Consider the following 22,469-nt stretch of genomic DNA (forward strand, 5'->3'; position numbering starts at 1 on the left):
GGATTCGGGCCGGATACAGGAAAACGGCTTCGGTGTCGTGCCGGGGTCGCGTTACTGGCCGGCGGGGGTCGCGAGCTTGTCGAGGTCGACCTCCGGCTCCATCAGGAGGTCCTTGCAGTCGCTGACGTCGCGCTCCTCGCGGATGAGTTTCTTGTACTTGCTCTGTGGCGCGAGGTTCCCGATGAGGACGCCGCCGACGATCTTGCCGTCCTTGAGCGCGAGCCGTCGCCACTCGTCGTCGCCGAAGGAGGCCTCGACGGAGTCGTCGCCGATGGTGGGGTGGCCGAACGAGAGGAAGGGGAAGTCGAAGTGGGTGATAGAGTAGGAGGAGACCCACCGGAACTCGGCCTCGGGCTCGTCGGCGAGCATGTTCTTGCCCGCGATCGAGCCCTGCTCTTTCGCGCTGCCCCACGACCCGTTCTGGGCGTGCTCGCCCAGTATCACGTCGTAGAACCGGGTGAGGTCGCCCGCGGCGTAGACGTCCTCGACGGAGGTCCGCATGTGTTCGTCGACCACGACGCCCTCGTCGAGTTCGATGTCGGTCCCCTGGAGGACCTCGAGGTTGAAGTCGAGGCCGATCGCGATCCCGACGAAGTCACAGTCGTAGGTCTCGCCGTCCGGGGCGACCGCGGCGGTGACGTGGCCCGCGTCGTCGACCTCGAAGCTGTCGACCCCGCTGTCGAACACGGGAGTAACGTTCTTCTCCTCCAGCGCCTCGTGGATGATCCGCGCGCCCTCGGGCGAGAGCGCGTAGCGCCACCAGCACTCCCCGCGCATCAGGTAGTTGGCCTCGACCTCCTGGGCCCCGCAGATCGCCGCGAAGTCGATCCCGAGGAGTCCAGCACCGACCACGACGCCCTTCTCGGCCTCGGTGATGTCGGCCTCGATCCCGCGGGCGTCCTCGAAGGTCCAGAAGTGGTGGATCCCCTCGGCGTCGCTGTTCTCGACGGGGAGCTGGGTCGGGGTGCCGCCGGTCGCGATGAGGAGCTTGTCGTAGTCGATGGTGTCGCCCTCGTGGGTCGTGAGGCTGTGGCCCTCGGTGTCGATGTCGGTGACGAGGGTGTCGAGCCGGAGGTCGATGTCGCGGTCGTCGTACCAGCCGGGCTGGTGGATCGACATCGGGGCCTCGGGGAGCTTGCCCTTCGCGAACTCCTTGATCAGGATCCGGTTGTAGAGGGCTTCGCCCTCGTCGGTGATCACCGTGACGTCGGCGTCGGGGTCGCCCTCGCGGATGGTCTCGGCCGCGGAGCTCCCGGCGATCCCATCGCCGATGATTACGTACGAGGTAGGCATAGGGGGAGTTCGGCGTCGGGGGTAATGTGAATTGCTATCTTCTCATCGTCCCGACGGACGGTGCGTTGATGTGTCTCGCGCCCCGAGGGTCGGCATGAAACTCAACCAGACCATCCGACATTTCGCGGCGAAGCAGGCCCTCTCGACGCCCGTCGTCGGCGAGCTCGCGAGCCAGGGTCTCGTCCGGCTCCACACCGGCGTGTTCATGGACAAGGCCGATCCCGAGCACGCCGAGGAGCGCAAGGCTCACCTCGACGGGCTGTTCGACGCCACGATGGACACCTACCTCGCGGCGCTCCAGGAGGGCTTCACCGAGGCCGAGGCCCGCGAGGTCACCCACATCCAGGCCAACTTCGACTTCTACAACCACGGCTGGGTCGAGATGATGGAGTTCCCCGTCGACGAGCTCGAGGAGCACCACGCCCGGTTCGGCGAGTTCTTCGATCGCTTCGGGATCACGGTCGAGGACCCGCTCGGCGCGTTCGCGCCCGCGGGCGGTCTCCCCGACGCCCCCGCGACCCCCGAGAAACTCGAGAACCCCGACCAGCCGAACGCCGTCGGGGGCTACGCCGACGAGACCTACGTCGACGGCCCGGACGGCGAGGTCCTCGTCGGCGGCGCGGACGACCCCGACGAGGTCGACGTCAGCGACGCGCCCGGCGTCACCCCCGACGACGTCGAGAACTGACTGCTTTCCCTCCTCGCAGACCGCGGGCTTATCCCTCGGCCGATACAGGCACGGGACATGGACGACCCCCAACTCGGTCAGGCAACCATCGTCTACGACGACCCCAAAGAGGGGAAGATCGAGACCGTCATCGACAACGAGTTCATCGCGTACTTCGACGACCACTGGCTCGTGAAGGTCGGCGAGGACGGCGACGGCAACGACGTCGTCCGCCGGATCCCCAAAGAGCGCGTCCACTACGTCGAGCGCTCGGTCGAGGAGTTCCAGGACAAGATCGACAAACTCGCCGACGAGGCGCAGGAACGGCTCCCGTTCTGAATCGGTCGAACCTCCTCCTCAGACCGCCGCTATCCACGCCCGATAGTCGGGCGCACAGTCGTAGACGTCCTGGAACGCCCGATCCACGAACTCGGCCACGCGCGCGGGGTCCGTCCGCGCCGCGACCCGGAGATTGACCCCCTCGGCCTTCTCGGGTCGGGTGAGTTCGTCGACCCCGAAGTCGGCATACTCGTCGAGCAGCGCGTTCGCCCGATCGAGTTCGTCCTCGGTACAGTCGAGGTTCACCACGCCGTCGGCGAACTGGATCCAGGGGACGGGTTCGGGTTCGTCCTCGTCATCGCCCTCGTCCCCGGTGTCGGCGCTCGGGGGTTCGTCGGCCTCGACTTCGATCGTCAGAAACGGGCTGCCGCGTTCGTGGTGGGCAGCGATGGCGTCGACGAACAGCTCTCTCCTCCCTTCCTCGGTGTCGGCGTCGAATCGGGTCATGGGCCGGTTTCGGTGGGTGCGCTGAAAAGCGGGGTGGAAGCGACGCGATGGGCAAACGGCGACGGTATCTACAAACCTTTTAGGGTGGCTTCCGAAGCGGGGGCCATGAGCGAGAACCAACCCAACGTCCTGCTGCTCGGACCGCCGGGCGCGGGCAAGGGCACCCAGAGCACGAACGTCGCCGACGAGTACGACATCCCCCACGTCACGACCGGCGACGCGCTCCGGGCGAACAGGGACATGGAGACCGAGTTCGGCACGCCCCGGGAGTTCATGGAGGCCGGCGAGCTCGTGCCCGATCCCGTGGTGAACGAGATCGTCGCGGAAGCGGTCTCGGAGTCCGAGGGCTACGTGCTCGATGGCTACCCGCGAAACGAGGAGCAGGCGGAGTACCTCGCGGACATCACCGCGCTCGACGTGGTCTGTCTGCTCGACGTCGACGAGTCCGTGGTGGTCGACCGGCTCACCGGCCGGCGGGTCTGCCCCGAGTGCGGCACGAACTACCACGTCGAGTTCAACCAGCCGGAGGAGGCGGGCGTCTGTGACGAGTGCGGTAGCGAGCTCGTCCAGCGCGACGACGACACCGAGGAGACGGTCAAGGACCGGCTGGAGGTCTACCACGAGAGCACCGAGCCCGTGATCGAGTACTACCGTGAGGCGGGCGTCCTCGAAACGGTCGACGGCGAGGGCTCCCCCGAGGAGGTCTGGGAGGAGCTTCGGACGACGATCGACGCCGCGGTCTGAGCGGGTTCGGCGGCCACACGCGAAGTAAAAGGTTGATTAGGCCGCATACCCGATTGGACGGAAATGGGACGAACAGGCGAGAAAGTACGCTCGCTGGTGGCCGAGGACCCGGCGTTCGCCGAGGCGCTCACCGTGGTGCTCGAGCGGGCCGGGCACACGGACGACGACCCCGAGCCCGACGGCGGCAGCGCACGGCCGCACACGGTGCAGTGGGGTGACGTCAGCGACGAACTCACCTCGGGACAGTGGGGGCGGCTCATCGAGAACGGGATCCTCCACGACGCCGACGGCGACGGGTTCGCGGTCTCCAACCCCGCCGAGATCCGCGACGCGCTCGGCGACGACGCCGTGGACACGTCGGCTGACGACGACGACGATTCGAGCTGGACGAAGTACGACAAGCTCGCGGCGGTCGGCGCGGTCGCCCTCCTGCCCTCCTACTACTTCGACCCGCTGCGGAACGCGGTCGGCGGGACCGCCGACCTCGTGCTCGGCCCGTTCGACCTGATCCTGCCGTTCTACGCCGTGATCTTCGTGCTCTCGGTGCTCACCGGGCTCTACACCGTGCTCTTTCAGTCCGCGCTCATGGACACCGACCAGATGGGTGACATCCAGGAGCGGATGAGCGACATCCAGGAACGTCAGAAGGACGCACGCGAGCGCGGCGACGACGCGGCGCTCGAACGCATCCAGCAGGAGCAGATGGACGCGATGGGCGACCAGCTCGGGATGTTCAAGCTGATGTTCCGGCCGATGGTCTGGATCATGCTGGTGACGATCCCGGCGTTCGTCTGGATGTACTGGAAGCTCGGGGTTCACGGCGGTGGTGGGATCGAGCACATCGCCCAGGGCGAACGCCACATCGTCATGCCGATGATCGGCCGGATGGCGTGGACGGGTGCGGAGGGTCGAATCCTTGGGCTGCTCCCGGTCTGGCTCGCCTGGTACTTCATCTGCTCGTTCGCCTTCCGACTGGTGATCCAGAAGACGCTCAACCTCCAGACCACCCCGCAGACGGGCTGACCCAGGACGCAATCCCTTTGTATCGGGCCGGTCCGATGGTTTTCATGTTTGTTACCATCTCCGGACCGGCGGGCGTCGGGAAATCCACTACGGCCGCCACGCTCGCCGAGGCGCTCGGTTACGACCACGTCTCCGGCGGCGACATCTTTCGAGAGGTCGCCGCCGAACGGGGGCTGACGGCGCTCGAACTCAACCGGCAGGCCGAGGAGGACGACGCGATCGACCGGGCGCTCGACCGCCGCCAACGCGCGGTCGCCGCCGAGCGCGACGAGGTCGTGCTCGAATCCCGGCTCGCGGGCTGGATGGCGGGCGAGCACGCCGACCTCAAGATCTGGCTCGACGCGCCGCTCGACGTTCGTGCCACCCGGATCGCCGACCGCGAGGACAAACCGCTGGCGACCGCCCGCGAGGAGACCGAGGCCCGGGCCGAGAGCGAGGCGAAGCGGTATCGGGAGTACTACGGGATCGATTTCGACGACCACTCGATCTACGACCTCTCGGTGAGCACCGCCCGATGGAGCCCGGAGGCCGTCTCGCGGGTGCTCGGCGAGGCGTGTGCCGCCTACGACCCCGCGGCTGACGAGGGCGGGGTCGAAGTCGACGTCGCGTACGACCTGTGATGCGGGGTTCGCCCACCGAGCGCACGCCCGCGGCGAACCGGTCGTTCGGGGTCGTCAACCTCGACAAACCACCGGGACCCTCAGCCCACCAGGTCACCGGCTGGGTTCGCGACCTCGTCGGGGTCGACCGCGCCGCCCACGCCGGCACCCTCGACCCGAAAGTCACGGGCTGCCTCCCGATCCTGCTCGGCGACGCCACCCGGATGGCCCAGGTCTTCCTCGAAGGCGACAAGGAGTACGTCGCGGTGCTCGAACTCCACAAACCGGCCCCCGCGAACGTCGAGAACGTTCTCGCCGAATTCGAGGGCCCGATATACCAGAAACCCCCCAAGAAGAGCGCCGTCGCCCGTCGGCTCCGAGTCCGGGAGATCTACGACCTCACGCCGGTCGAGATCGAAGACCGCCGGATCCTCCTCAAGATTCGCTGCGAGAGCGGGACCTACGTCAGGAAGCTGTGTCACGACCTCGGCCTCGCGCTCGGCACCGGTGGCCACATGGGCGACCTCCGGCGAACCTCGACGACGCCGTTCGACGACACGACGCTCGTGAGCCTCCACGACCTCGCCGACGCGCTCGCGTTCGCCGATGAGGGCGACCCGGAACCCCTCTCCGAGGCCGTCCGGCCGGCCGAACGCGCGCTCACCCACCTCCCGCGGGTGACGATCGCCGAGAACGCCGCCCGGGAGGTCGCCGAGGGCGCGCCGGTGTACGCGCCCGGCGTGCTGGACGTCGAGAACATCAATCCCGAGGACGACGAACCGCTGGTCGCCTGCTACACGCCCGACGGGGCGGCGGTCTGTCTCGGTCGATTCGTGGGCGACCCCGAGGCCGACTCGGAGACCGTCGTCGACCTCGAACGCGTTTTGATTTGACTCGGTGAGCGTGTCGTGCCGGCTCGTCGGCGGGCCGGGTTTCCGTCGACCGCCGTGATCACTCCGACGAGGGGTTCCCCGTCTCGTCGATCCGCTCGTCGTACTTTTCGAGGGTCCGTTCGAGCGCCTCGCCGGCGTCGATATCGGCGGCGTTCGCGATCTGCAACAGGGTAAACATGGTGTCGCCGAGTTCCTCCTCGGTTATCCCGATCTCCTCCGGTCGTTCCCCGTACCCCGTCGTCTCGACAGCGTCCTCGGCCATCTCCCCGATCTCCTCGACCATGGTCAGCAACCGGAACTCGAGGCTCGTCTCGATATCGTGTCTGTCCACGAACGCCGCTACCTCCCGCTGTTCGTCCATGGGTCTCCCTCTAACGTGAGTCGCAATAGTCTTCCGTCCCTTCGGTACCGGAGTGGTAGTTCGGTCAGTCGTCGGCGCTCGCTCGGTTCACTTCGATGGGATCGTCGACGGCGACCGCACCGGTGAGTTCGGTGTAGGGGTAGGGCATGTCGATCCCCTCGTCGTCGAAGCGCTCCTTCACGGCCTGGACCCACGCCGAGAGCGTGTGGACGTACTTCCCGCGCGAGGGGTCGTCGATGTGGGCACGCGCGGTCAGCCCCACCGCCGAATCACCGAGTTCGGTGAGGATCACGTCGGGTTCGGGTTCGCCCTTGATGTTCTCGACCGTCGCGGCCTCCTGGAGGATGATCTTCTTCGCCTGCTCGATGTCGTCGTCGTAGCCGATGCCGAAGGTGAACGGAACCCGGAGGCGGTCGTTGGCGACGGGGTTGGTGACCGCGTTGTCGGCGAGTTCGGAGTTGGGCACGGTGATCAGTTCGTTGTCGAAGGTCTCGAGTTTGGTGACGCGGAGCCGGATCTCCTGGACGACGCCCGACTTCGTGCCGTCGCCCGAGGGCCACTCGATCCAGTCGCCGGTCTGGAAGGGCTTGTCGCGGAGGATGAACACGCCCGCGACGAAGTTACCGATGAGGTCCTGGGCGGCGAACCCGAGTGCCAACGCGAGCGCACCGGCCAGCGTCGCGAAGGCCGCGAGCACGGTCCCGAACCCCGCGATCGTCGCCGCGAGCGCGAGCGCGGCGAACAGCGCGAGCGCCCCCGCGATCCGGCCGCCGAGCCCGACGACCGTCCCGTCGAACCCACGGACTTCGAGCGCACGCTTCGTCACCCTGGTCAGCACGAACTTGGCGACCGGGTAGATGACGACGAACGCCACGACGAACAGCACCACCGTGGTCGCGGCGCTCACGATCGCGTCGCCGTACTGGTTCACGAACTGCTGGGGCGTGGTCGGGAGACCCTGCTGGAGGACCGTCGGGTGCATCGTTCGAATCGACAGCCGAGTCGGTTATGAAACCATCGCCGGCGTCCACCGATTCGACACGGCCGCCCATTCCGGACCCCGTGGCTCCCGCGTGCGCGAAACGAAGGGCTTAATCCACGAGCCGGCGTCGGTCGAAACGCGGGACCGTGGGGTAGCTTGGTATCCTCGGCGCATGGGGTGCGTCGGACTCGTGTTCGAATCACGACGGTCCCATTCCACCTTTTGCTGCGCTCCGTTCGCTTCGCTCACTTCGCTGGCAAAATGTGGATCAAAAGCACGTCGGGTTCCCTCCGGTCACCCTCGCGCCCGCTCACTCGCTGCGCTCGTTCGCGGTGGGATCACTCACAACTCCGCGCCGCAACCGCACAGCACCGCCGCCGGCCCTCGGCTCGCGCCTGCGGCGCTCGCCGAGACGCCAGGCCCGTACCGCTACTGCGGGGTTCCAACTCACAGCCAGTTTTCCAACCACACCAGCTGGTTCGCCAGTTCGTCGGCCGTAAAGAACCGGTCGACACGGTCGATCGCGACGGCGAACTCGCTCGGGGACGGATTCGGCGTAGTGTAGACGACGATTCCGGCATGATCGGTCTCGTCACCGAGTTCGACGAAATCGCGGTCGTTCGTGAGAACGACGAGCCCGTCCCGTCCACAATCACCGAGTAGTTCCTCGTCGACCGACTCCCGACCGTAGCGTTCCTGCGCGGTAACGACGGTGTACCCGTTCGACCGGAGCGTCGACGTGACGGCGCTCGGAACGTGTTCGTCCACGAAAAAGCGAAGCGTCACCGTTCGGCGGCGGGCGGCGAGACCGACCGCGATTCGAGCCGTTCTTCCTGTTGCTCGTGCCGACGTCGGATCTCGCGCATCTCCTCCGGATGGTCGTAGTAGTACGCGAGCGCGGTGTGAACCTCCGCCAACGAGACGTCGAGTTGGTCGGCGACGTACTCCGGGGACCCATCGTCACGAACCATGTCGACGATCTGGAGCACGCTGATCCGCCGCCCATCAAGCCGTGGCTCACCGCCCAACGTTCCTTCCGTCGAGACGATCTCGGCCATTGCAGTCCTTTGGTACGTCGTATCAAAGACTCTTTCCCACTTTTTAGCCCCACCTTTTGCTGCGCTCCGCTCGCTAGCGCTCGCTCTGCTGGCAAAATGTGGATCAAAACCGCGTCGGGTTCCCTCCGGTCACCCTCGCGCCCGCTCACTCGCTGCGCTCGTTCGCGGTGGGATCACTCACAACTCCGCGCCGCAATCGCACAGCACCGCCGCCGCCGAAGCCCTCGACCGTTCGCTCCGCTCACGGTCTCGCCCTTCATCCGCCAGGAATCGCACCGCACCGCTCCGACGGCCTCGGCTCGTGCCTGCGGCGCTCGCCGCCGGGCCGGCACCACGATCACTGTAGAAAAACCGGATTCTGGTCGCGTTTCAGTCTCGTTTCACGCCGGGGTTCGTCACCGCACCGTTGGCCGCCGAACCGAAGTCCCGCCCGTACTTCGCGAGCACGCCCGACTGGTAGTTCGCCTCGGGCTGCTCCCACGCGTCGAGCCGGGAGTCGAGCTCCTCCTCCGAGAGGTCGGTCTCGATGGTTCGGTCGGGGACGTCCACGCGCACCGTGTCGCCGTCCTGGAGTGCGGCTATCGGCCCGCCGACGAACGCCTCGGGCGCGGCGTGCCCGATCATCGGGCCGCGCGTCGCACCTGAGAACCGCCCGTCCGTGATGAGCGCGACGTCGTCCTCGTGGCCCTGGCCGACGACGGCGGCCGTGACACCCAGCATCTCGCGCATCCCCGGCCCACCGCGGGGCCCCTCGTTCCGGATGATGATCACGTCGCCGCTCTCGATGTTGCCCTCCTGGACCCACTTCATCGCGCTCTCCTCGTCCTCGAACACCCGCGCCGGGCCCTCGTGGTGGAGCTTGTCGTCGCCGGTGACTTTGAGGACCGCGCCGTCGGGTGCGAGGTTCCCGGTCAGAACCTTGATCGCGCCCTCGTCGTGGATCGGGTTTTCCACAGTTTGGACGAGGTCCGAATCGATCGCGGAGTCGTCCGGGAGGTCGAGCTCCGCGAGACTTTCTTCGAGGGTCTTGCCCGTCACGGTCATCGCGTCGCCGTGGAGCAGCCCCGCGTCGAGCAGGCGGCGAAGCACGACCGGCACGCCACCCTGCTCGTGGAGGTCGGCCATCACGCCCGCACCGCCGGGCCTGAGGTGGCAGATGTGGGGCGTTCGCGCCCCGACCTCGTTGAAGTCCTCCAATGAGAGATCGATACCCGCCTCGGCGGCGAGCGCCGGGAGGTGGAGCACGGCGTTGGTCGAGCCTCCGAGTGCCATCTGGAGCGCGATGGCGTTCTCGAAGCTCTCCTTCGAGAGCACGTCCGAGGGGCGGAGATCCTCCTCGACACAGTGCATGACCGCCTCGCCCGCACGGCGCGCGACGTCGAGCCGGGCGTCGGACTCGGCGGGCGCGCTCGCCGACCCCAGGGGGGCGAGCCCGAGCGCCTCGCTCATGCTCGCCATCGTGTTCGCGGTGTACATCCCGGCGCACGACCCCGCCCCCGGACACGCGTCGCGCTCCAGCGAGTCGAGATCCTCGCGCGAGATATCCCCTTGAGAATACGCGCCGACGCCCTCGAAGACGTCCTGAACGGTGACGTCCCGACCTTCGTGGTGGCCCGGGAGGATGGTTCCACCGTAGACGAACACGCTCGGCAGGTCGGTCCTGATGGCGGCCATCATCATCCCCGGGAGGTTCTTGTCGCAGCCCGCGACCGTCACGAGGGCGTCCATCCGCTCGCCGAACGAAACGAGCTCCACGGAGTCGGCGATGACCTCCCGCGAGATGAGCGAGGCCTTCATCCCCTCCGTCCCCATCGAGATCGCGTCGCTCACGGTGACGGTACCGAACTCTATCGGCATCCCGCCCGCGCCCTCGACACCCTCGATGGCGGCCTCGGCCACCGAGTCGAGGTGGACGTTGCAGGGCGTGACGTCCGCCGCGGGGTTGGGGACGCCGACCATCGGCGAGTCGAGCGCGTCGTCGTCGAAGCCCATCGCGCGGAACATCGAGCGGTGAGGTGCGCGGTCCGGTCCGTCGGTGACCTCGCGACTACGCAAGTTCTCGTCTTTTTTCGACCCGTCGGGGTCGCGGTGTTGTGGTTGTTGGCTCATGCCAGGGGCTCGACGGCCACGAACATAAGTCTGCCACCACGGCCCGATCGGACGGCCGACCCCCGATTAGAGCGACTCTCGGCCCGTCGAGCGCCGGACCACGTTCCCGAGCGCCCGAACGCCGGGGTGGCCGTCGTAGAGCCAGAGCACGAACACGAGGACGAACAGACCGACGTAAGCCACGAGCACCGGTCCCAGGAGCTGCTGGGCGTACTGGACGAAGTAGTAGTCCGCGTTCGCGATCAGACCCGCACCCGCACCGGGACCCACGATCGGGTCCGAGACGTCGACCCCCGGGCGGGCCATCACCGGCCAGAACAGGAACCAGTAGTTGAGTTCGTTGCCGAGCGCAACCGACGGGAGCACGTCCGCCGGGAGGTGCGAGGCGTAGCCGACGACGAACGCGAAGCCGATGCTGGTTCGCGAGCGCCAGTAGGCGACGGCGAGCACGACGATCCAGACCGGGACGGCGACGAAGACCGTGTGAGCGAACACGCCGGCGGGCAGGAGGTCGAACATCCACGACAGCGGTTTGTCGACCAGATCGGGGAACTGGGTGCCGAGCGCGAGCGCGAGCGTCGGGTACTCCCCCGGTCGGCGGCCGGCGAGGTGACAGAGTATCGAATAACAGAGGTAGCCGACCGCGAGGTGGCCCCACGGAAACACGGCTCAGCCACCCCCAGCGCTCTCGTTGGCCGGCGCGACGTCGACGGAGAGGTGGGCCGTCCGGTAGGCGTTTTCGGCGGTCGGGTCCCCGGGCGGCTCACCCTCGTAGAGGAGATAGACCAGCTGGAGGTTCTCTCCCGAGGTTTCGGGGGTGACGGTGTGTGGGTTCTGCCACGTTCGGTTCGCGGGGACGGTCGGCGACGAGAACTGGGTGAGTTGGTCGCGCGAGAGCACCTCGCTACCGTTGCGGTTCTGGAGTTGGACCACCACCGAGTAGTTCGCCGCCACTTGTTCCTCGTTCTCGACGCTCACGACGTACTGCTGTTCTTCGCCCTCGGTGAGGTTCGTCGGGTAGTCGAAGTCGAGCTGGTCGGTGTCGTTGAACGCGCCAACCCGGAACATGGTGGGCGCTTCGGCCTCCTGTGGCGTCGCGAACGTGTAGGTCAGCGCCACGGTGGCGACCAGGATGCTGAGGACCAGCACCACGTTGAGGAGGGCGTCGGCGGGCGAATCGGTGAGCCCGTCGGCGAAGTCACGAACCCAGTAGCCCGCGGGGGCCGCGAACCGCTCGGCGCGCGGGAGGCGGAGCCGACGCACGAACCCGACGACCATCCCCGCCAGCGTGACGACGGCCAGGATGCCGACGATCGGGGCGGTGCGGTAGGGCGATCCGGTGCCGAACAGGATCGGGAGGAAGCCGAGGGCCAACGCGAGCAGCGGGACGGCGAACAGGCTCAGGCCGAACGAGAGCGCTGCACGCTCGCCCCACCGCACGCCGCGGCGTTGGATCGACCGCATGCTCTCGAACCGCCGGCTCATCCCCGAGAGCGAGCTCACCCGACCGGCGTTGCGCGAGGGGCGGCCGGGGAACAGCGCCGCGAGCACCGCATAGCCCGGCAGGAACAGGAGCAGCGGGATCCCGAGGACGAACTGGACGGTCGCCGGCAGGCCGCCGAGGACGATGAGGGGCGCGACGACCACGGTATAGAGGAAACCGACGATCAGATCGCCCGGCAGCCCCCGGAACGCCGCCGCGCTATCGACGTAGCGGTCCGACTGCCCACCATCGTCGAGCGAATCACGGGACACTACGCGGTGTCGGGAACCGGGGTTCTTGAGTGTATCCGTTCGGCCCGACGAACGGATACGCATATGTTATGCTCCTCCAGTGAGTAGGCTGGGGGTATAGGGAGCTAGATATGACGGATGAGTGGGATCTGATCAGCTTCGTGGTCCGGTCACAGTACCGGGTCGACGTTCTCGAACGGCTCGTCGAGGGCCCCGCAACGCCCTCACAGATCGCCGCCGACGAGGACATCGCCATCACCCACGTCTCGCGTGCGCTCTCGGGGCTCCGCGAGGGCGACCACGAGATGGTGGAGCTGCTCGTCTCGGAGGACCAGAAGAAGGGACGGGTCTACGGTATCACCGAAACCGGCGAGCGGGTTTGGGATCGCCTCGAATCCGAGAACATGGTCTGAGACGGTTCTCTCGCCTATTTTCCGCGGATACGGGGATAGTAACCGGCGGGCGGGGAACGATATTTATTTGCCGGTGCGCGGAGGAGCGCGTTGCAATGCAACGGGAGACGGACATGCAGCGCGACGGCCCGGGCCGGTTGGCCCGGGTCGCGTTCGCGGCGGTGATGGTGACCGCCGCGCTCGCGCTCGCACCGGCGACCACGGCCGCCCAGTCGAACGCAAGCAACGCGACGTTCATCGTCCAGCAGGGCTCACAGTGTACCCAGGTCACCCCGCTCGGCGACGGCACACGGACCGTCGAGGACTTCTACGACTACCAGGTCCTCAACGAGACCGCCAACTACAGCTCGCTCGGCACCGTCGACATCCAAGAGGACCAGACGAGCCAGGTGTTCGTCTACGACGGCAGTGACGGGCTGAGCCTCGTGTTCCTGAACGACGAGATCGGCGAGCCCGGTGGCTTCGTCGCCACCGCGGAGATCTCGGGGCTCCCGGCCGACGGTGACTGGGTCGTCGAGGACGACAACTACACCGACCGCGACGACGTCTTCGAGTACACCGACACCGGCGCGCACATCGAGTGGAACTCGAACGGCGAGCGCACCGACGGCGCGGCGTTCGCGGGGCTCGACAGCCCGAACTACAGCACCGTCGAGGTCGACATCGCGTTCAACGACGAGACCGAGCGCTACCCGTTCGAGGAGTGGTCCGGCCAGCCCTCGGACAACGAGATCCAGAACTGGCAGGTCCGTTCGGGTGACGGCAGCACCAGTCAGCTCGACATGAGTCAGCCGATCCAGCTCAGCCCCGGCACCTGCAGCGGCGGCGTGAGCACGTTCACCGCGACGCCCACCCCGAGCACCGACGCGGCCGGGACGACCGGCACGGACGTCGCCACGTCGGTCCCGACCGCGGCCGCGACCTCGACGGCCACCACGACGTCGACCGCGACGGCGACCGGGACGACGACATCGACTGCGACCGCCGCACAGACGGATGCCTCGACACGGACCGCCGCGGCGGCCGAGACGAGCGCGGCGACCGACACCGCGGGAACGAACGGGTCGGCGGGTGAGGGCGACTCCGGGTCCGGCGCGTTCGGTCCCGGCTTCGGGGTCGTCGTCGCGGCACTGGCCCTCGTGCTCGCGGGTGTCGGGCTCGCGCGCCGGCAAGGATAGTCGCGCGCCACGTCCGATCGACCACGTCCGGATCACGACCCGGTTTTTTCTCGTCTCGGTGCCGGCAGCACGATACCAATCAATGGTTCTGAGTGGGAACGGTCGTCACAGGAGCTCCACCACGGCTCCGTACGCGCCACAGACTTACGTACTCCGGCGTCCAGGGAGTTCACATATGACTCTCGAAGATCGGACTTGCGTGGTCACCGGCGCGTCGCGGGGGATCGGCCGGGGCATCGCGGAGGAGTTCGGCCGCCACGGGGCGAACGTCGCCGTGAACTACCGCTCGTCCGAGGCCGCCGCTCACGAGGTGGTCGACGCCGTCGAGGACGCCGGGGGCGAGGCCATCGCCGTCCAGGCCGACGTCGCCGACAACGACGCCGTCGCCGGGATGGCCGAGGAGGTTCGGTCGGCGTTCGGGTCCGCGGACGTGCTCGTGAACAACGCGGGGCTCACCGTCGACCGCACGTTCAAGAACATGACGCCGGAGGACTGGCAGCGCGTCGTGGACGTGAACCTCGGGGGGATGTACAACTGCACCCACCGCTTCTTCGATGACATCATCGCCGCCGACTGCGGCCGGCTGATCAACATCTCCAGCGTCGTCGGCCAGCAGGGCAACTACGGCCAGGCCAACTACGCCACCACCAAAAGCGGGATGTTCGGCTTCACCCGGACGATCGCGCTCGAACTCGCCCGCACGGGATCGACAGCGAATTGTGTCGCCCCCGGATTCGTCAGAACCGATATGCTCGACGAGGTTTCCGACCACGTACAGGAGCAGATCCTCGAACGGATCCCGCTCGAACGGTTCGCCGAGGTCGACGACATCACCGGCATCGTCCGGTTCGTCGCGAGCGAGGACTCAGGCTACATGACCGGTCAGATCCTCGCCGTCAACGGCGGGATGGAGTGGTAACGTGGCGACCGAAGACCCCGCCGACGCCACCGACGCCGACGTCGGCCCGCGCGCCGACGAGTCGCCCGTCGAGGAGCTCCGACGACGACGGGAAGCGGCTGAACTCGGCGGCGGCGAGGAGCGCATCGAGGCCCAACACGAGAAGGGCAAGAAGACCGCCCGCGAGCGGATCGACTACTTCCTCGACGAGGGGAGTTTCGTGGAGTTCGACGCGTTCGTCGAACACCAGTCGACCAACTTCGACATGGACGAGCGGAAGTACGCTGGCGACGGCGTCGTGACAGGTTACGGCGAGGTCGACGGCCGAACCGTGTTCGTCTTCGCCCACGACTTCACTGTGCTGGGCGGCTCGGTCGGCGAGGCGGTCGGGGAGAAGGTCTGTAAGGTCATGGACCGGGCGATAGACAACGGGGTCCCAATCGTCGGGCTCAACGACTCGGCGGGCGCGCGGATTCAGGAGGGGATCGACTCGCTGGTAGGCTTCGCGAAGATCTTCCGCCGGAACACGAAAGCCAGCGGCCTGATCCCCCAGATCTCGGGGATCATGGGGCCGTGTGCTGGCGGGGCGACCTACTCGCCCGCGCTGACGGACTTCACGGTGATGGTTGAGGACACCTCGCACATGATGATCACCGGCCCCGACGTGATCGAGACGGTGACGGGCGAGGAGATCTCGATGGCGGAGCTCGGTGGCGCGAAGACCCACGCGGCCGAGAGCGGGGTCGCCCACCGGACGGCGGCGAGCGAGGAGGACGCGCTCGACGACATCAAACGACTCCTCTCGTACCTCCCGCAGAACAACGTCGAGGACCCACCGAAGGTGGACTCGTGGGACGACCCCCACCGTCGATGTGAGGTGGGTGACGTGGTCCCGAACGAACCCAAGAAGCCCTACGACGTGACGACGGTGCTCGACGGCGTGGTCGACGAGGGCTCGTTGTTCGAGGTCCACGGCGACTTCGCGCGCAACATCGTCACCGGCTTCGCGCGGATGGACGGCCAGCCGGTCGGGATCGTCGCGAACCAGCCCCGCGTCAACGCCGGCACGCTCGACATCGAGGCGAGCCAGAAGGGCGCGCGGTTCGTCCGGTTCTGTGATTCGTTCAACCTCCCCATCCTGACCTTCGTGGATGTCCCTGGATTCATGCCCGGAACCGAACAGGAACACAACGGGATCATCCGCCACGGCGCGAAGCTGATCTACGCCTACGCCGAGGCCACGGTCCCCCTGTGTACCGTGATCCTCCGGAAAGCCTACGGTGGGGCCTACATCGTGATGGGCTCGAAGATGCTCGGGGCGGACACCAACTACGCGTGGCCGGGCGCGGAGACCGCGGTGTTGGGTCCGCGAGGTGCGGTCAACATCCTCTACGAGGACGAGATCGAGGCGGCCGAGAACCCCGACGAGCGCCGTCAGGAGCTGATGGACGAGTTCCGCGAGGAGTTCGCCAACCCCTACTCGGCCGCCAAACGCGGCTACGTCGACGACGTGATCGAACCGGGCACGACGCGCGAGCGCCTGATCCGCGACTTGGACGTGCTCGAACGCAAACGAACCGACTTCCCGCCGAAGGACCACGGCAACATCCAGCTCTGATGAGCGACGCAGCATCCAGCCCGCACGAGACCGAGCGGGCGGACGACCGAGCGAGCGAAACGGCGCTCCCCGACGACGTGGCGCTCTCGATACCCGCCACCGCGAACCGTGGCGAGGCCGCCGCCATCGCCGCCGCGGTCGGAGCGCACCTCCGCGACCGTGTCGCGGCCGCCGAGGCCGCGACCGACGGCGCAGCGAGCGAGTGTGACCGCTGGAAGCTCTGTGACCGGTTGGGTTGTCGCGACCCGCCGCGTCCGACCGCCCACGGCGAGGAGTGGAAGGCGGCGGGGCGGGTCCGACGGTAGCGACCGCGCCGAAACACCCATGTCGGTGCCGGGTGTGGTGGTGGGCCATGAGCACGACCGTCGCGGTCATCGGGGCATCGATGACCCAGTTCGGCCAGCGCGACGCGTGGGTCCGTGACCTGCTCGCCGAGGCGGGGGAAGCCTGCCTCGACGACGCCGGCGTCGATCCCGGAGCCGTCGAGCACTGTTACGTCTCGAACATGGCCTCCGGCGAGTTCGAGGGGCAGACGGGGGTTCCGAACGCGCTCGCCCACGACCTGAACTGTCTGCCGGCCTACACCCAGCGGGTCGACCAGACGTCCTCGTCGGGTGGGGCGGGCATCTACGCCGCCTGGCAGTCGGTGGCCGCGGGCGCGAGCGACATGACCCTCCTCGTCGGCGGCGAGAAGATGACCCACAAGACTACGCCCGAGGCGACGGACGTGATCGCCTCGCTCACCCACCCCGTCGAGTACAAACACGGCGTCACGCTCCCGAGCTTCGCGGGTCTCACGGCGCGGCTCTACCTCGACACCTACGACGCGCCGCGCGAGAGTCTGGGGAAAGTGGCCGTCAAAAATCACAAGAACGGGGTCGACAATCCCCACGCCCAGTTCCGCAAGGAGGTCGACCTGGAGACGGTGCTGGAGAGCCCGGTGGTCGCCGACCCGCTCCGGCTCTACGACTTCTGTCCCATCACCGACGGGAGCGCGGCGCTGCTGTTCTGTCCCGAGTCCGTCGCGCGCGAGTACACCGACGACTACGCCGTGATTTCGGGTATCGGCGGCGCGACGGACACCCACGTGGTCCACGAGCGTTCCGACCCTACGACGATGGGCGGCGTGGTCGAATCCGGCGCGACGGCCTACGAGATGAGCGGCTACGGTCCCGACGACATTGACGTCGCCGAACTCCACGACATGTTCACGATCCTCGAGTTCCTCCAGATGGAGGGGCTGGACTTCGCCGAGCAGGGTGAGGCGTGGCAAGCGATCGAGGACGGCACCACCGAACGCGACGGCGACCTCCCGATCAACACCTCGGGCGGGCTGAAGTCGAAGGGCCACCCGCTCGGCGCGAGCGGGGTGGCCCAGGGCTACGAGATCTACAAACAGGTCATGGGCGACGCGGGGCCGCGGCAGGTGGACGCGGACGTGGGGCTCGCGTGTAACGTGGGCGGGTTCGGGAACTGTGTCATCACCACGATCATGGAGGCGGGCGCATGAGCGACCCCGACCACGACGCCGACGCGGATTCGGCACACGCGATGGAAGCCGCACGGTACGCCGACGGCTCGCTGACGTACCCCCCGCACCCGATCGGGCCGGACGGCAGCGAGCCCGTCGACCGGGTGGACCTGAGCGAGCACACCGCCCGGATCGTGACCTGGACGACCAGCACCGCGCCGCCGCCCGGCGTCGAGGGACCGAACCACCTCGCGATCGTCGAGTTCGACGTCGACGGGGAGTCGGTGCGCGCGCTCGGCCAGCTCACGACCGACGACGTCGCGATCGGTGACGAGGTCGCCCCCGTCTACGCCGAGCAGCTCCGCGACCCCGAGGCCGGGATCCGCGAACCGGAGAGCCAGGACTGGGACGGCTACCGGTTCGAACCCGTCTGACCTCGCGCGACGGCCGAATCGGACCGTGACCCATCCGGCGGTGCGGTCGGCGGTTGGAATGTGGTGGTGGTGCGGTCGACGGTTGGAATGCGGTGGCGCGCGCTCGCGGTCGGTGTGAGTGATGACGAACACCGACCGCGAACACCGTGCGAGGGATGAACGATGCGAGGGCGAAGCCCGAGCGGAGTGAATCGGCTGGGGAGGTATGTGGCCGGTGCGGGGCGGTTGCGGAGTGGTTTGCGGTTCTCAGTTGTACCGGGCGAGAGTCGGTAGCGCTTCGAGTAGGGACCACCCACCCTCGACCGAAAACGAAGAGACCTAGTCGACTCCGTTCGCCTACTGGTCCTCGTCGTTGTCGTTGTCGTCGTTTCCATCCCGTCCACCGTTTCGCTCGTTCTCCTCGTCGATCGCGTCGTGGATCGAATCCAGTTCGGCGTCCACGTCGATGGTGACGCCCTCGTCCGCACCCGACTCGGAGTCCTCGTCCGGATCCCACGGGTCACGACCCCCGTCGTCCCGGTCGTCGCGGGACGGGGTCCGTCGATCCGACCGGCGCTCGGCCTCGCGGAGGCGGTCGTCGATCTCGGTACGAAGTGCGCGGGCGTCGTCGAGGAGGGTGCTGGCTTCGGGGTTCTCGGGGCGGCCTTCGAGCGCGCCCTGGAGGTCGACGAGCGCGTCGTCGAGGCGGTCGAGTGCGCCGCGGCTGAGGGTTTCGGTGTGTGCGCGCGCCTCGCGGCTCCGACCCCGGACCTCGTCGCCGGCGCGGGCGAGTCGGAGCGCACCCTGGAACGCTTCGAGCGCGCGGATGTTGGCCTCGAGGACCGCGATCACGGCCGGTATCGCGAGTTCGTCGGTGAACCGGAGGACCTCGCCCGGCGTCGGCGGTCGCGGCAGGCCGAGCGGGCCGCGCGGCGGCTCGGACGCGCGGTCGAGTTCGTCGCGGAGGTCGGCGAGCGTCGTCGAGAGCTCCCCGGCGAGGCGCTCCATCTCGCGGTCGCGGTCGGCGTCGGTCATACACCCCGTTGGGGTCGCACGGCAAAAAGACCGGGGCGCGACGGTCGATTCGGCGACGACGCGGCGAGAGTTCGATCCGAACGATCCACACGAACGTACACTGATAACACTTATCACGGTGTGGGTTCTCGTGACGGTATCGACATGGAACCTATCGCTGCCCGCCCCCCAACGAAATGAGCACCGCACCACACGAATCGGCCGGCGCGACCGATTCGACCGACTCGACCGCCGACCCACCCGCGCTCACCGAACGCATCGTCGCCTTCGAACGCGAGGACGACGCGGTCGTCCTCTACGACGAGCGCGAACACACCGCGTGGCTCCAGTCGAGCGGCGCGGTCGCCGTCACCGACGCCCGATAACCGTCGGTTTCCTCACCGCTCCGTCCGTACCATCGACCCGAGAACCCGAGCGGTCGCTACCCCTCTGTCGCCACCGTCGAGTGCGGTCGGGCCTCAGTCACGACCCGACGGCCCGCCGCCACGACCCGAGCCAGTTCCAGAGGGTTCCGAGCCCGGGCCGGCCGTCGCGAACCCAGACCGCGAGCGCGAGGCCGACGAGCGCGAACTGGAACCACGCGTACGGCGTGAGCTCCATCGTGGCGAACCGTTCGAGGAAGCCGATCCCCGGTTCGGGGGTCGGGAGTGGAAGCAGCGGCCAGCCGAGGGAGGCCAGGTCCCGGAAGTCGCCGGCGAGCAGCGGGGCGATCGCGTCGGTCGCGAGGTGGGTCGCGTAGCCGACGGCGAACGCGACCGCCAGCCGGGTTCGGTCCCGACGACGCGCGACCAGCCAGACGAGCCCACAGACCACGAGCGCGGTGAGCGAGGAGTGGGCCAACGATCGGCCGCTCGGGAGCACGCCGAACGACCACGCGAGCGGTTTGTCCACGAGGTCCGGGAACTGCGTCCCGAAGACGACGGCGAGCGCGGCCTCGCCGGTCGGCGGTCGGTCGGTTCGCCGGCGCGCGAGACCGGTGTAGACGAGATAGCCGACGGCGAGGTGTCCCCACGGCCACATTGGGTCGGCTACTCGACTGGCGGACTTACGGGCTTCGAACCGACGTCGGGCGGAACCGGGCCGTCGAATGGTCGAGGTTTATGGTCCCGGTTCGCCTCGCGTCGAGTATGGCTACCGTCCTGCTCGCCCACGAGAAGTTCCCCCACCGCGCGAAGACCGCCGTCAGCATCCTCCGGTACGCCGACGACGACGTGGTCGCGGTGCTCGACCGCGCGAACGCCGGTCGGTCGGTCCACGACTTCCTGCCCGACGTCCAGGACGCACCGATCGTCTCGGGGATGGACGAGGTCGAGCGCTGTGACGAACTGATCATTGGGATCGCGCCGATCGGCGGTGGCTTCGAGGACTCCTGGCGCGCGGACGTCCGAACGGCGCTCGAACGCGGCTGTGACGTCACCGCGGGGCTCCACTCCTTCCTCAACGACGATGAGGAGTTCCGGGAACTCGCCGACGAACACGGCTGTGAGCTCACCGACGTCCGGAATCCACCCGACGACCTCGGCGTGAGCGAGGGCCGCGCGGGCGAGGTCGACGCCGAGGTGATCCTCACCGTGGGCACGGACTGCTCGGTGGGGAAGATGACGGTCGCGCGCGAACTCTACGAGGCCGCCCGCGAGCGCGGCGAGGACGCGGCGTTCATCCCCACGGGCCAGACCGGGATCATGATCGAGGGCTGGGGGAACCCGATCGACCGCGTGGTGAGCGACTTCACCGCGGGCGCGGTCGAGGAGATGATACTCGAACGCGCGGACCACGACTACCTCTTCGTCGAGGGCCAGGCTTCGATCGTCCACCCGGCCTACTCGGCGGTGACCTGCGGGATCCTCCACGGCGCGATGCCGGACGAGCTCGTACTCTGTCACGAGGCGGGCCGCGAGACGATCCACGGCTACGAGCACATCGAGATCCCGCCGTTGCCGACCTACGTCGAACGCTACGAGTCGTTCGCCGAACCCGTCCACGAGACCGAGGTCGTCGCGGGCGCGCTCAACACCCGGAGCCTCGAAACCGACGAGGGAGCCCGGAGCGCGGTCGGAGCCTACACCGAAGCCCTCGACGTGCCGGCCACCGACCTCCTCCGGTTCGGCCCGGAGGGGGTGCTGGAGGCGGTGCTGTGAGCCTCGAAACGGAGTTCGAACGGGTCTCGCTCGACCTCGCGAACGCGTTCACCATCGCGCGCGGTACCCAAGAGGTCGCCGAGAACGTGGTCGTTCGGGTCTCGGACGGCGAGCACACCGGCATCGGCGGGGCCGCCCCCTCGCGACACTACGGCGAGACCGCCGACACCGTCGAGACCGTGCTGCCGGAGCTGCTCGCGGTCGTCGAGGAGATCGACGACCCGCACGCCCTCGCACGCGTCGAGCGCCGGCTCCGCGAGGTCGTCACCCGGAACCCCGCCGCGCGGTGTGCGGTGTCGACGGCGCTCCACGACCTCGCCGCGAAACGCCTCGACCTCCCACTGTATCGCTACTGGGGGCTCGACCCGGCGAGGACCGTCCCGACCTCGTTCACGATCGGGCTCGACACGCTGGAGCGGATCGCGGAGAAGACCGAGCACGCGGTGGACGCGGGCTACCAGATACTGAAGGTCAAGCTCGGCACCGACCGCGACCGCGCGGTCGTCGAGACGGTGCGCGAGGCCGCCCCCGACGCCCGGATCCGTGTCGACGCCAACGAGGCGTGGACCCCACACGAGGCGGTCGAGAAGATCGAGACCTGTCGGGAGTTCGGGGTGGAGTTCGTCGAACAGCCCGTTCCCGCCGAGAACCCCGCCGGGCTCGAATACGTCCACGAGCGCGCCGCCCTCCCGATCGCCGCCGACGAGTCGTGTGTGAACCCGGACGACGTGCCCGAACTCGTCGGCCGGGCCGACATCGCCAACATCAAACTCATGAAGTGTGGCGGCCTCCGAGCGGCGCGCCGGATGATCCACACGGCACACACGAACGGCCTCGAGGTCATGCTCGGTTGTATGGTCGAGTCCAACGCCGCGATCGCCGGGGCCCACCACCTCGTCCCCGCGATCGAGTACGCCGACCTCGACGGCTCGCTGTTGCTCGCGAGCGATCCCTACGACGGCGTTCCCGTCTCGGCGGGCGAGATCGACCTCGCGAGCCTCGACCGTCCGGGGACTGGCGCGCGTCTCGCGGCCGACTGCGGTCCGTAGTATTATA

The 22,469-nt window shown here is 68.0% G+C and carries 27 protein-coding genes and 1 tRNA gene; 17 read left to right on the top strand and 11 right to left on the bottom strand.

Going from position 1 to position 22,469, the window contains the following annotated elements; all coding sequences use genetic code 11:
- Positions 1–51 precede the first annotated feature (51 nt).
- Positions 52–1,293 carry an NAD(P)/FAD-dependent oxidoreductase gene (locus GT355_RS14140; RefSeq protein ID WP_160135218.1) on the bottom strand — a complete coding sequence of 414 codons (1,242 nt, stop codon included), beginning with the start codon at positions 1,291–1,293 and terminating at the stop codon, positions 52–54.
- Positions 1,294–1,387: 94 nt separating this feature from the next.
- Here GT355_RS14140 and GT355_RS14145 point away from each other — a divergent pair, with 94 nt between their 5' ends.
- Entirely contained in the window at positions 1,388–1,981 is a 594-nt protein-coding gene (locus GT355_RS14145) for a DUF6149 family protein (protein ID WP_160135219.1), read from the top strand.
- Positions 1,982–2,038: 57 nt separating this feature from the next.
- A complete protein-coding gene (locus GT355_RS14150) occupies positions 2,039–2,299 on the top strand; it encodes a hypothetical protein (protein ID WP_160135220.1) in 261 nt (86 codons plus the stop codon).
- An 18-nt stretch (positions 2,300–2,317) separates the two neighbouring features.
- On the opposite strand, the gene GT355_RS14155 is transcribed toward GT355_RS14150, so the two are convergent.
- Positions 2,318–2,746 (bottom strand): DUF7975 family protein, encoded by a 429-nt coding sequence (locus tag GT355_RS14155; protein ID WP_160135221.1) that lies wholly within the window; start codon positions 2,744–2,746, stop codon positions 2,318–2,320.
- A gap of 105 nt (positions 2,747–2,851) precedes the next feature.
- On the opposite strand from GT355_RS14155, the gene GT355_RS14160 reads away from it, so the two are divergent.
- From GT355_RS14160 to GT355_RS14175, 4 genes are all read left to right on the top strand, one after another.
- Positions 2,852–3,490 (top strand): adenylate kinase, encoded by a 639-nt coding sequence (locus GT355_RS14160; protein WP_160135222.1) that lies wholly within the window; start codon positions 2,852–2,854, stop codon positions 3,488–3,490.
- Between the two features lie 63 nt (positions 3,491–3,553).
- The gene (locus GT355_RS14165) at positions 3,554–4,513 is read left to right on the top strand and encodes a DUF106 domain-containing protein (RefSeq protein ID WP_160135223.1); all 960 of its coding nucleotides are present in this window, start codon (positions 3,554–3,556) and stop codon (positions 4,511–4,513) included.
- A 44-nt stretch (positions 4,514–4,557) separates the two neighbouring features.
- Complete coding sequence (gene cmk, locus GT355_RS14170; RefSeq protein WP_160135224.1) at positions 4,558–5,133, top strand: (d)CMP kinase; 576 nt, start codon at positions 4,558–4,560, stop codon at positions 5,131–5,133.
- Positions 5,133–6,005 (top strand): RNA-guided pseudouridylation complex pseudouridine synthase subunit Cbf5, encoded by an 873-nt coding sequence (locus tag GT355_RS14175; protein ID WP_160135225.1) that lies wholly within the window; start codon positions 5,133–5,135, stop codon positions 6,003–6,005. The genes cmk and GT355_RS14175 overlap by 1 nt, the downstream gene beginning before the upstream one ends.
- A gap of 58 nt (positions 6,006–6,063) precedes the next feature.
- On the opposite strand, the gene GT355_RS14180 is transcribed toward GT355_RS14175, so the two are convergent.
- Both GT355_RS14180 and GT355_RS14185 read right to left on the bottom strand, forming a co-directional pair.
- On the bottom strand, positions 6,064–6,366 hold the full coding sequence (locus tag GT355_RS14180; protein ID WP_120068169.1) for a MazG nucleotide pyrophosphohydrolase domain-containing protein: 303 nt from the start codon (positions 6,364–6,366) through the stop codon (positions 6,064–6,066).
- A gap of 64 nt (positions 6,367–6,430) precedes the next feature.
- Complete coding sequence (locus GT355_RS14185) at positions 6,431–7,348, bottom strand: mechanosensitive ion channel family protein (protein ID WP_160135226.1); 918 nt, start codon at positions 7,346–7,348, stop codon at positions 6,431–6,433.
- Between the two features lie 140 nt (positions 7,349–7,488).
- Here GT355_RS14185 and GT355_RS14190 point away from each other — a divergent pair.
- Positions 7,489–7,561, top strand: a tRNA-Pro gene (locus GT355_RS14190).
- A 234-nt stretch (positions 7,562–7,795) separates the two neighbouring features.
- Here the strand turns inward: GT355_RS14190 and GT355_RS14195 are convergent.
- The 5 genes from GT355_RS14195 to GT355_RS14215 all read right to left on the bottom strand — a co-directional run bounded on the left by GT355_RS14195 (position 7,796) and on the right by GT355_RS14215 (position 12,270).
- Positions 7,796–8,134, bottom strand: a complete 339-nt coding sequence (locus tag GT355_RS14195; RefSeq protein WP_160135227.1) for a DUF5615 family PIN-like protein — start codon at positions 8,132–8,134, stop codon at positions 7,796–7,798.
- Positions 8,131–8,406 (bottom strand): DUF433 domain-containing protein, encoded by a 276-nt coding sequence (locus GT355_RS14200; protein WP_120068178.1) that lies wholly within the window; start codon positions 8,404–8,406, stop codon positions 8,131–8,133. The genes GT355_RS14195 and GT355_RS14200 overlap by 4 nt, the downstream gene beginning before the upstream one ends.
- A 369-nt stretch (positions 8,407–8,775) precedes the next feature.
- Positions 8,776–10,515, bottom strand: coding sequence for a dihydroxy-acid dehydratase (gene ilvD, locus GT355_RS14205; protein WP_160135228.1), 1,740 nt, complete (start codon positions 10,513–10,515; stop codon positions 8,776–8,778).
- 66 nt (positions 10,516–10,581) lie between these two features.
- The gene (locus GT355_RS14210; RefSeq protein WP_160135229.1) at positions 10,582–11,181 is read right to left on the bottom strand and encodes a metal-dependent hydrolase; all 600 of its coding nucleotides are present in this window, start codon (positions 11,179–11,181) and stop codon (positions 10,582–10,584) included.
- A 3-nt stretch (positions 11,182–11,184) separates the two neighbouring features.
- Positions 11,185–12,270: a DUF1616 domain-containing protein gene (locus GT355_RS14215; protein ID WP_160135230.1), complete on the bottom strand. Its 1,086-nt coding sequence runs from the start codon at positions 12,268–12,270 to the stop codon at positions 11,185–11,187.
- Positions 12,271–12,380: 110 nt separating this feature from the next.
- Between GT355_RS14215 and GT355_RS14220 the strand changes: the two genes are divergently transcribed.
- From GT355_RS14220 to GT355_RS14250, 7 genes are all read left to right on the top strand, one after another.
- Positions 12,381–12,662, top strand: a complete 282-nt coding sequence (locus GT355_RS14220; RefSeq protein WP_007695027.1) for a winged helix-turn-helix domain-containing protein — start codon at positions 12,381–12,383, stop codon at positions 12,660–12,662.
- Positions 12,663–12,757: 95 nt separating this feature from the next.
- The gene (locus GT355_RS14225; RefSeq protein ID WP_160135231.1) at positions 12,758–13,840 is read left to right on the top strand and encodes a cell surface glycoprotein related protein; all 1,083 of its coding nucleotides are present in this window, start codon (positions 12,758–12,760) and stop codon (positions 13,838–13,840) included.
- A gap of 175 nt (positions 13,841–14,015) precedes the next feature.
- Positions 14,016–14,759, top strand: a complete 744-nt coding sequence (locus tag GT355_RS14230) for a beta-ketoacyl-ACP reductase (RefSeq protein WP_160135232.1) — start codon at positions 14,016–14,018, stop codon at positions 14,757–14,759.
- 1 nt (position 14,760) lies between these two features.
- Positions 14,761–16,356, top strand: coding sequence for an acyl-CoA carboxylase subunit beta (locus GT355_RS14235; protein ID WP_160135233.1), 1,596 nt, complete (start codon positions 14,761–14,763; stop codon positions 16,354–16,356).
- Entirely contained in the window at positions 16,356–16,661 is a 306-nt protein-coding gene (locus GT355_RS14240) for a DUF8022 family protein (protein WP_160135234.1), read from the top strand. The genes GT355_RS14235 and GT355_RS14240 overlap by 1 nt, the downstream gene beginning before the upstream one ends.
- Positions 16,662–16,708: 47 nt before the next feature.
- Positions 16,709–17,866 (top strand): thiolase family protein, encoded by a 1,158-nt coding sequence (locus GT355_RS14245; protein WP_160135235.1) that lies wholly within the window; start codon positions 16,709–16,711, stop codon positions 17,864–17,866.
- The gene (locus tag GT355_RS14250) at positions 17,863–18,261 is read left to right on the top strand and encodes a Zn-ribbon domain-containing OB-fold protein (protein WP_160135236.1); all 399 of its coding nucleotides are present in this window, start codon (positions 17,863–17,865) and stop codon (positions 18,259–18,261) included. The genes GT355_RS14245 and GT355_RS14250 overlap by 4 nt, the downstream gene beginning before the upstream one ends.
- 336 nt (positions 18,262–18,597) lie before the next feature.
- Here GT355_RS14250 and GT355_RS14255 read toward each other — a convergent pair whose 3' ends face one another.
- Positions 18,598–19,275 (bottom strand): DUF7547 family protein, encoded by a 678-nt coding sequence (locus GT355_RS14255; protein WP_160135237.1) that lies wholly within the window; start codon positions 19,273–19,275, stop codon positions 18,598–18,600.
- 176 nt (positions 19,276–19,451) lie between these two features.
- On the opposite strand from GT355_RS14255, the gene GT355_RS14260 reads away from it, so the two are divergent.
- On the top strand, positions 19,452–19,640 hold the full coding sequence (locus GT355_RS14260) for a DUF7331 family protein (RefSeq protein WP_120072579.1): 189 nt from the start codon (positions 19,452–19,454) through the stop codon (positions 19,638–19,640).
- 97 nt (positions 19,641–19,737) lie between these two features.
- Here the strand turns inward: GT355_RS14260 and GT355_RS14265 are convergent, their stop codons facing one another.
- A complete protein-coding gene (locus GT355_RS14265; RefSeq protein ID WP_160135238.1) occupies positions 19,738–20,295 on the bottom strand; it encodes a metal-dependent hydrolase in 558 nt (185 codons plus the stop codon).
- Positions 20,296–20,402: 107 nt separating this feature from the next.
- Here GT355_RS14265 and GT355_RS14270 point away from each other — a divergent pair, with 107 nt between their 5' ends.
- Both GT355_RS14270 and GT355_RS14275 read left to right on the top strand, forming a co-directional pair.
- Positions 20,403–21,413 (top strand): N-acetyltransferase DgcN family protein, encoded by a 1,011-nt coding sequence (locus GT355_RS14270; RefSeq protein WP_120072731.1) that lies wholly within the window; start codon positions 20,403–20,405, stop codon positions 21,411–21,413.
- Positions 21,410–22,462, top strand: coding sequence for a dipeptide epimerase (locus GT355_RS14275; protein WP_160135239.1), 1,053 nt, complete (start codon positions 21,410–21,412; stop codon positions 22,460–22,462). The genes GT355_RS14270 and GT355_RS14275 overlap by 4 nt, the downstream gene beginning before the upstream one ends.
- Positions 22,463–22,469 lie beyond the last annotated feature (7 nt).

The sequence above is a fragment of the Halococcus salsus genome (assembly GCF_009900715.1).
Lineage (GTDB): Archaea > Halobacteriota > Halobacteria > Halobacteriales > Halococcaceae > Halococcus > Halococcus salsus.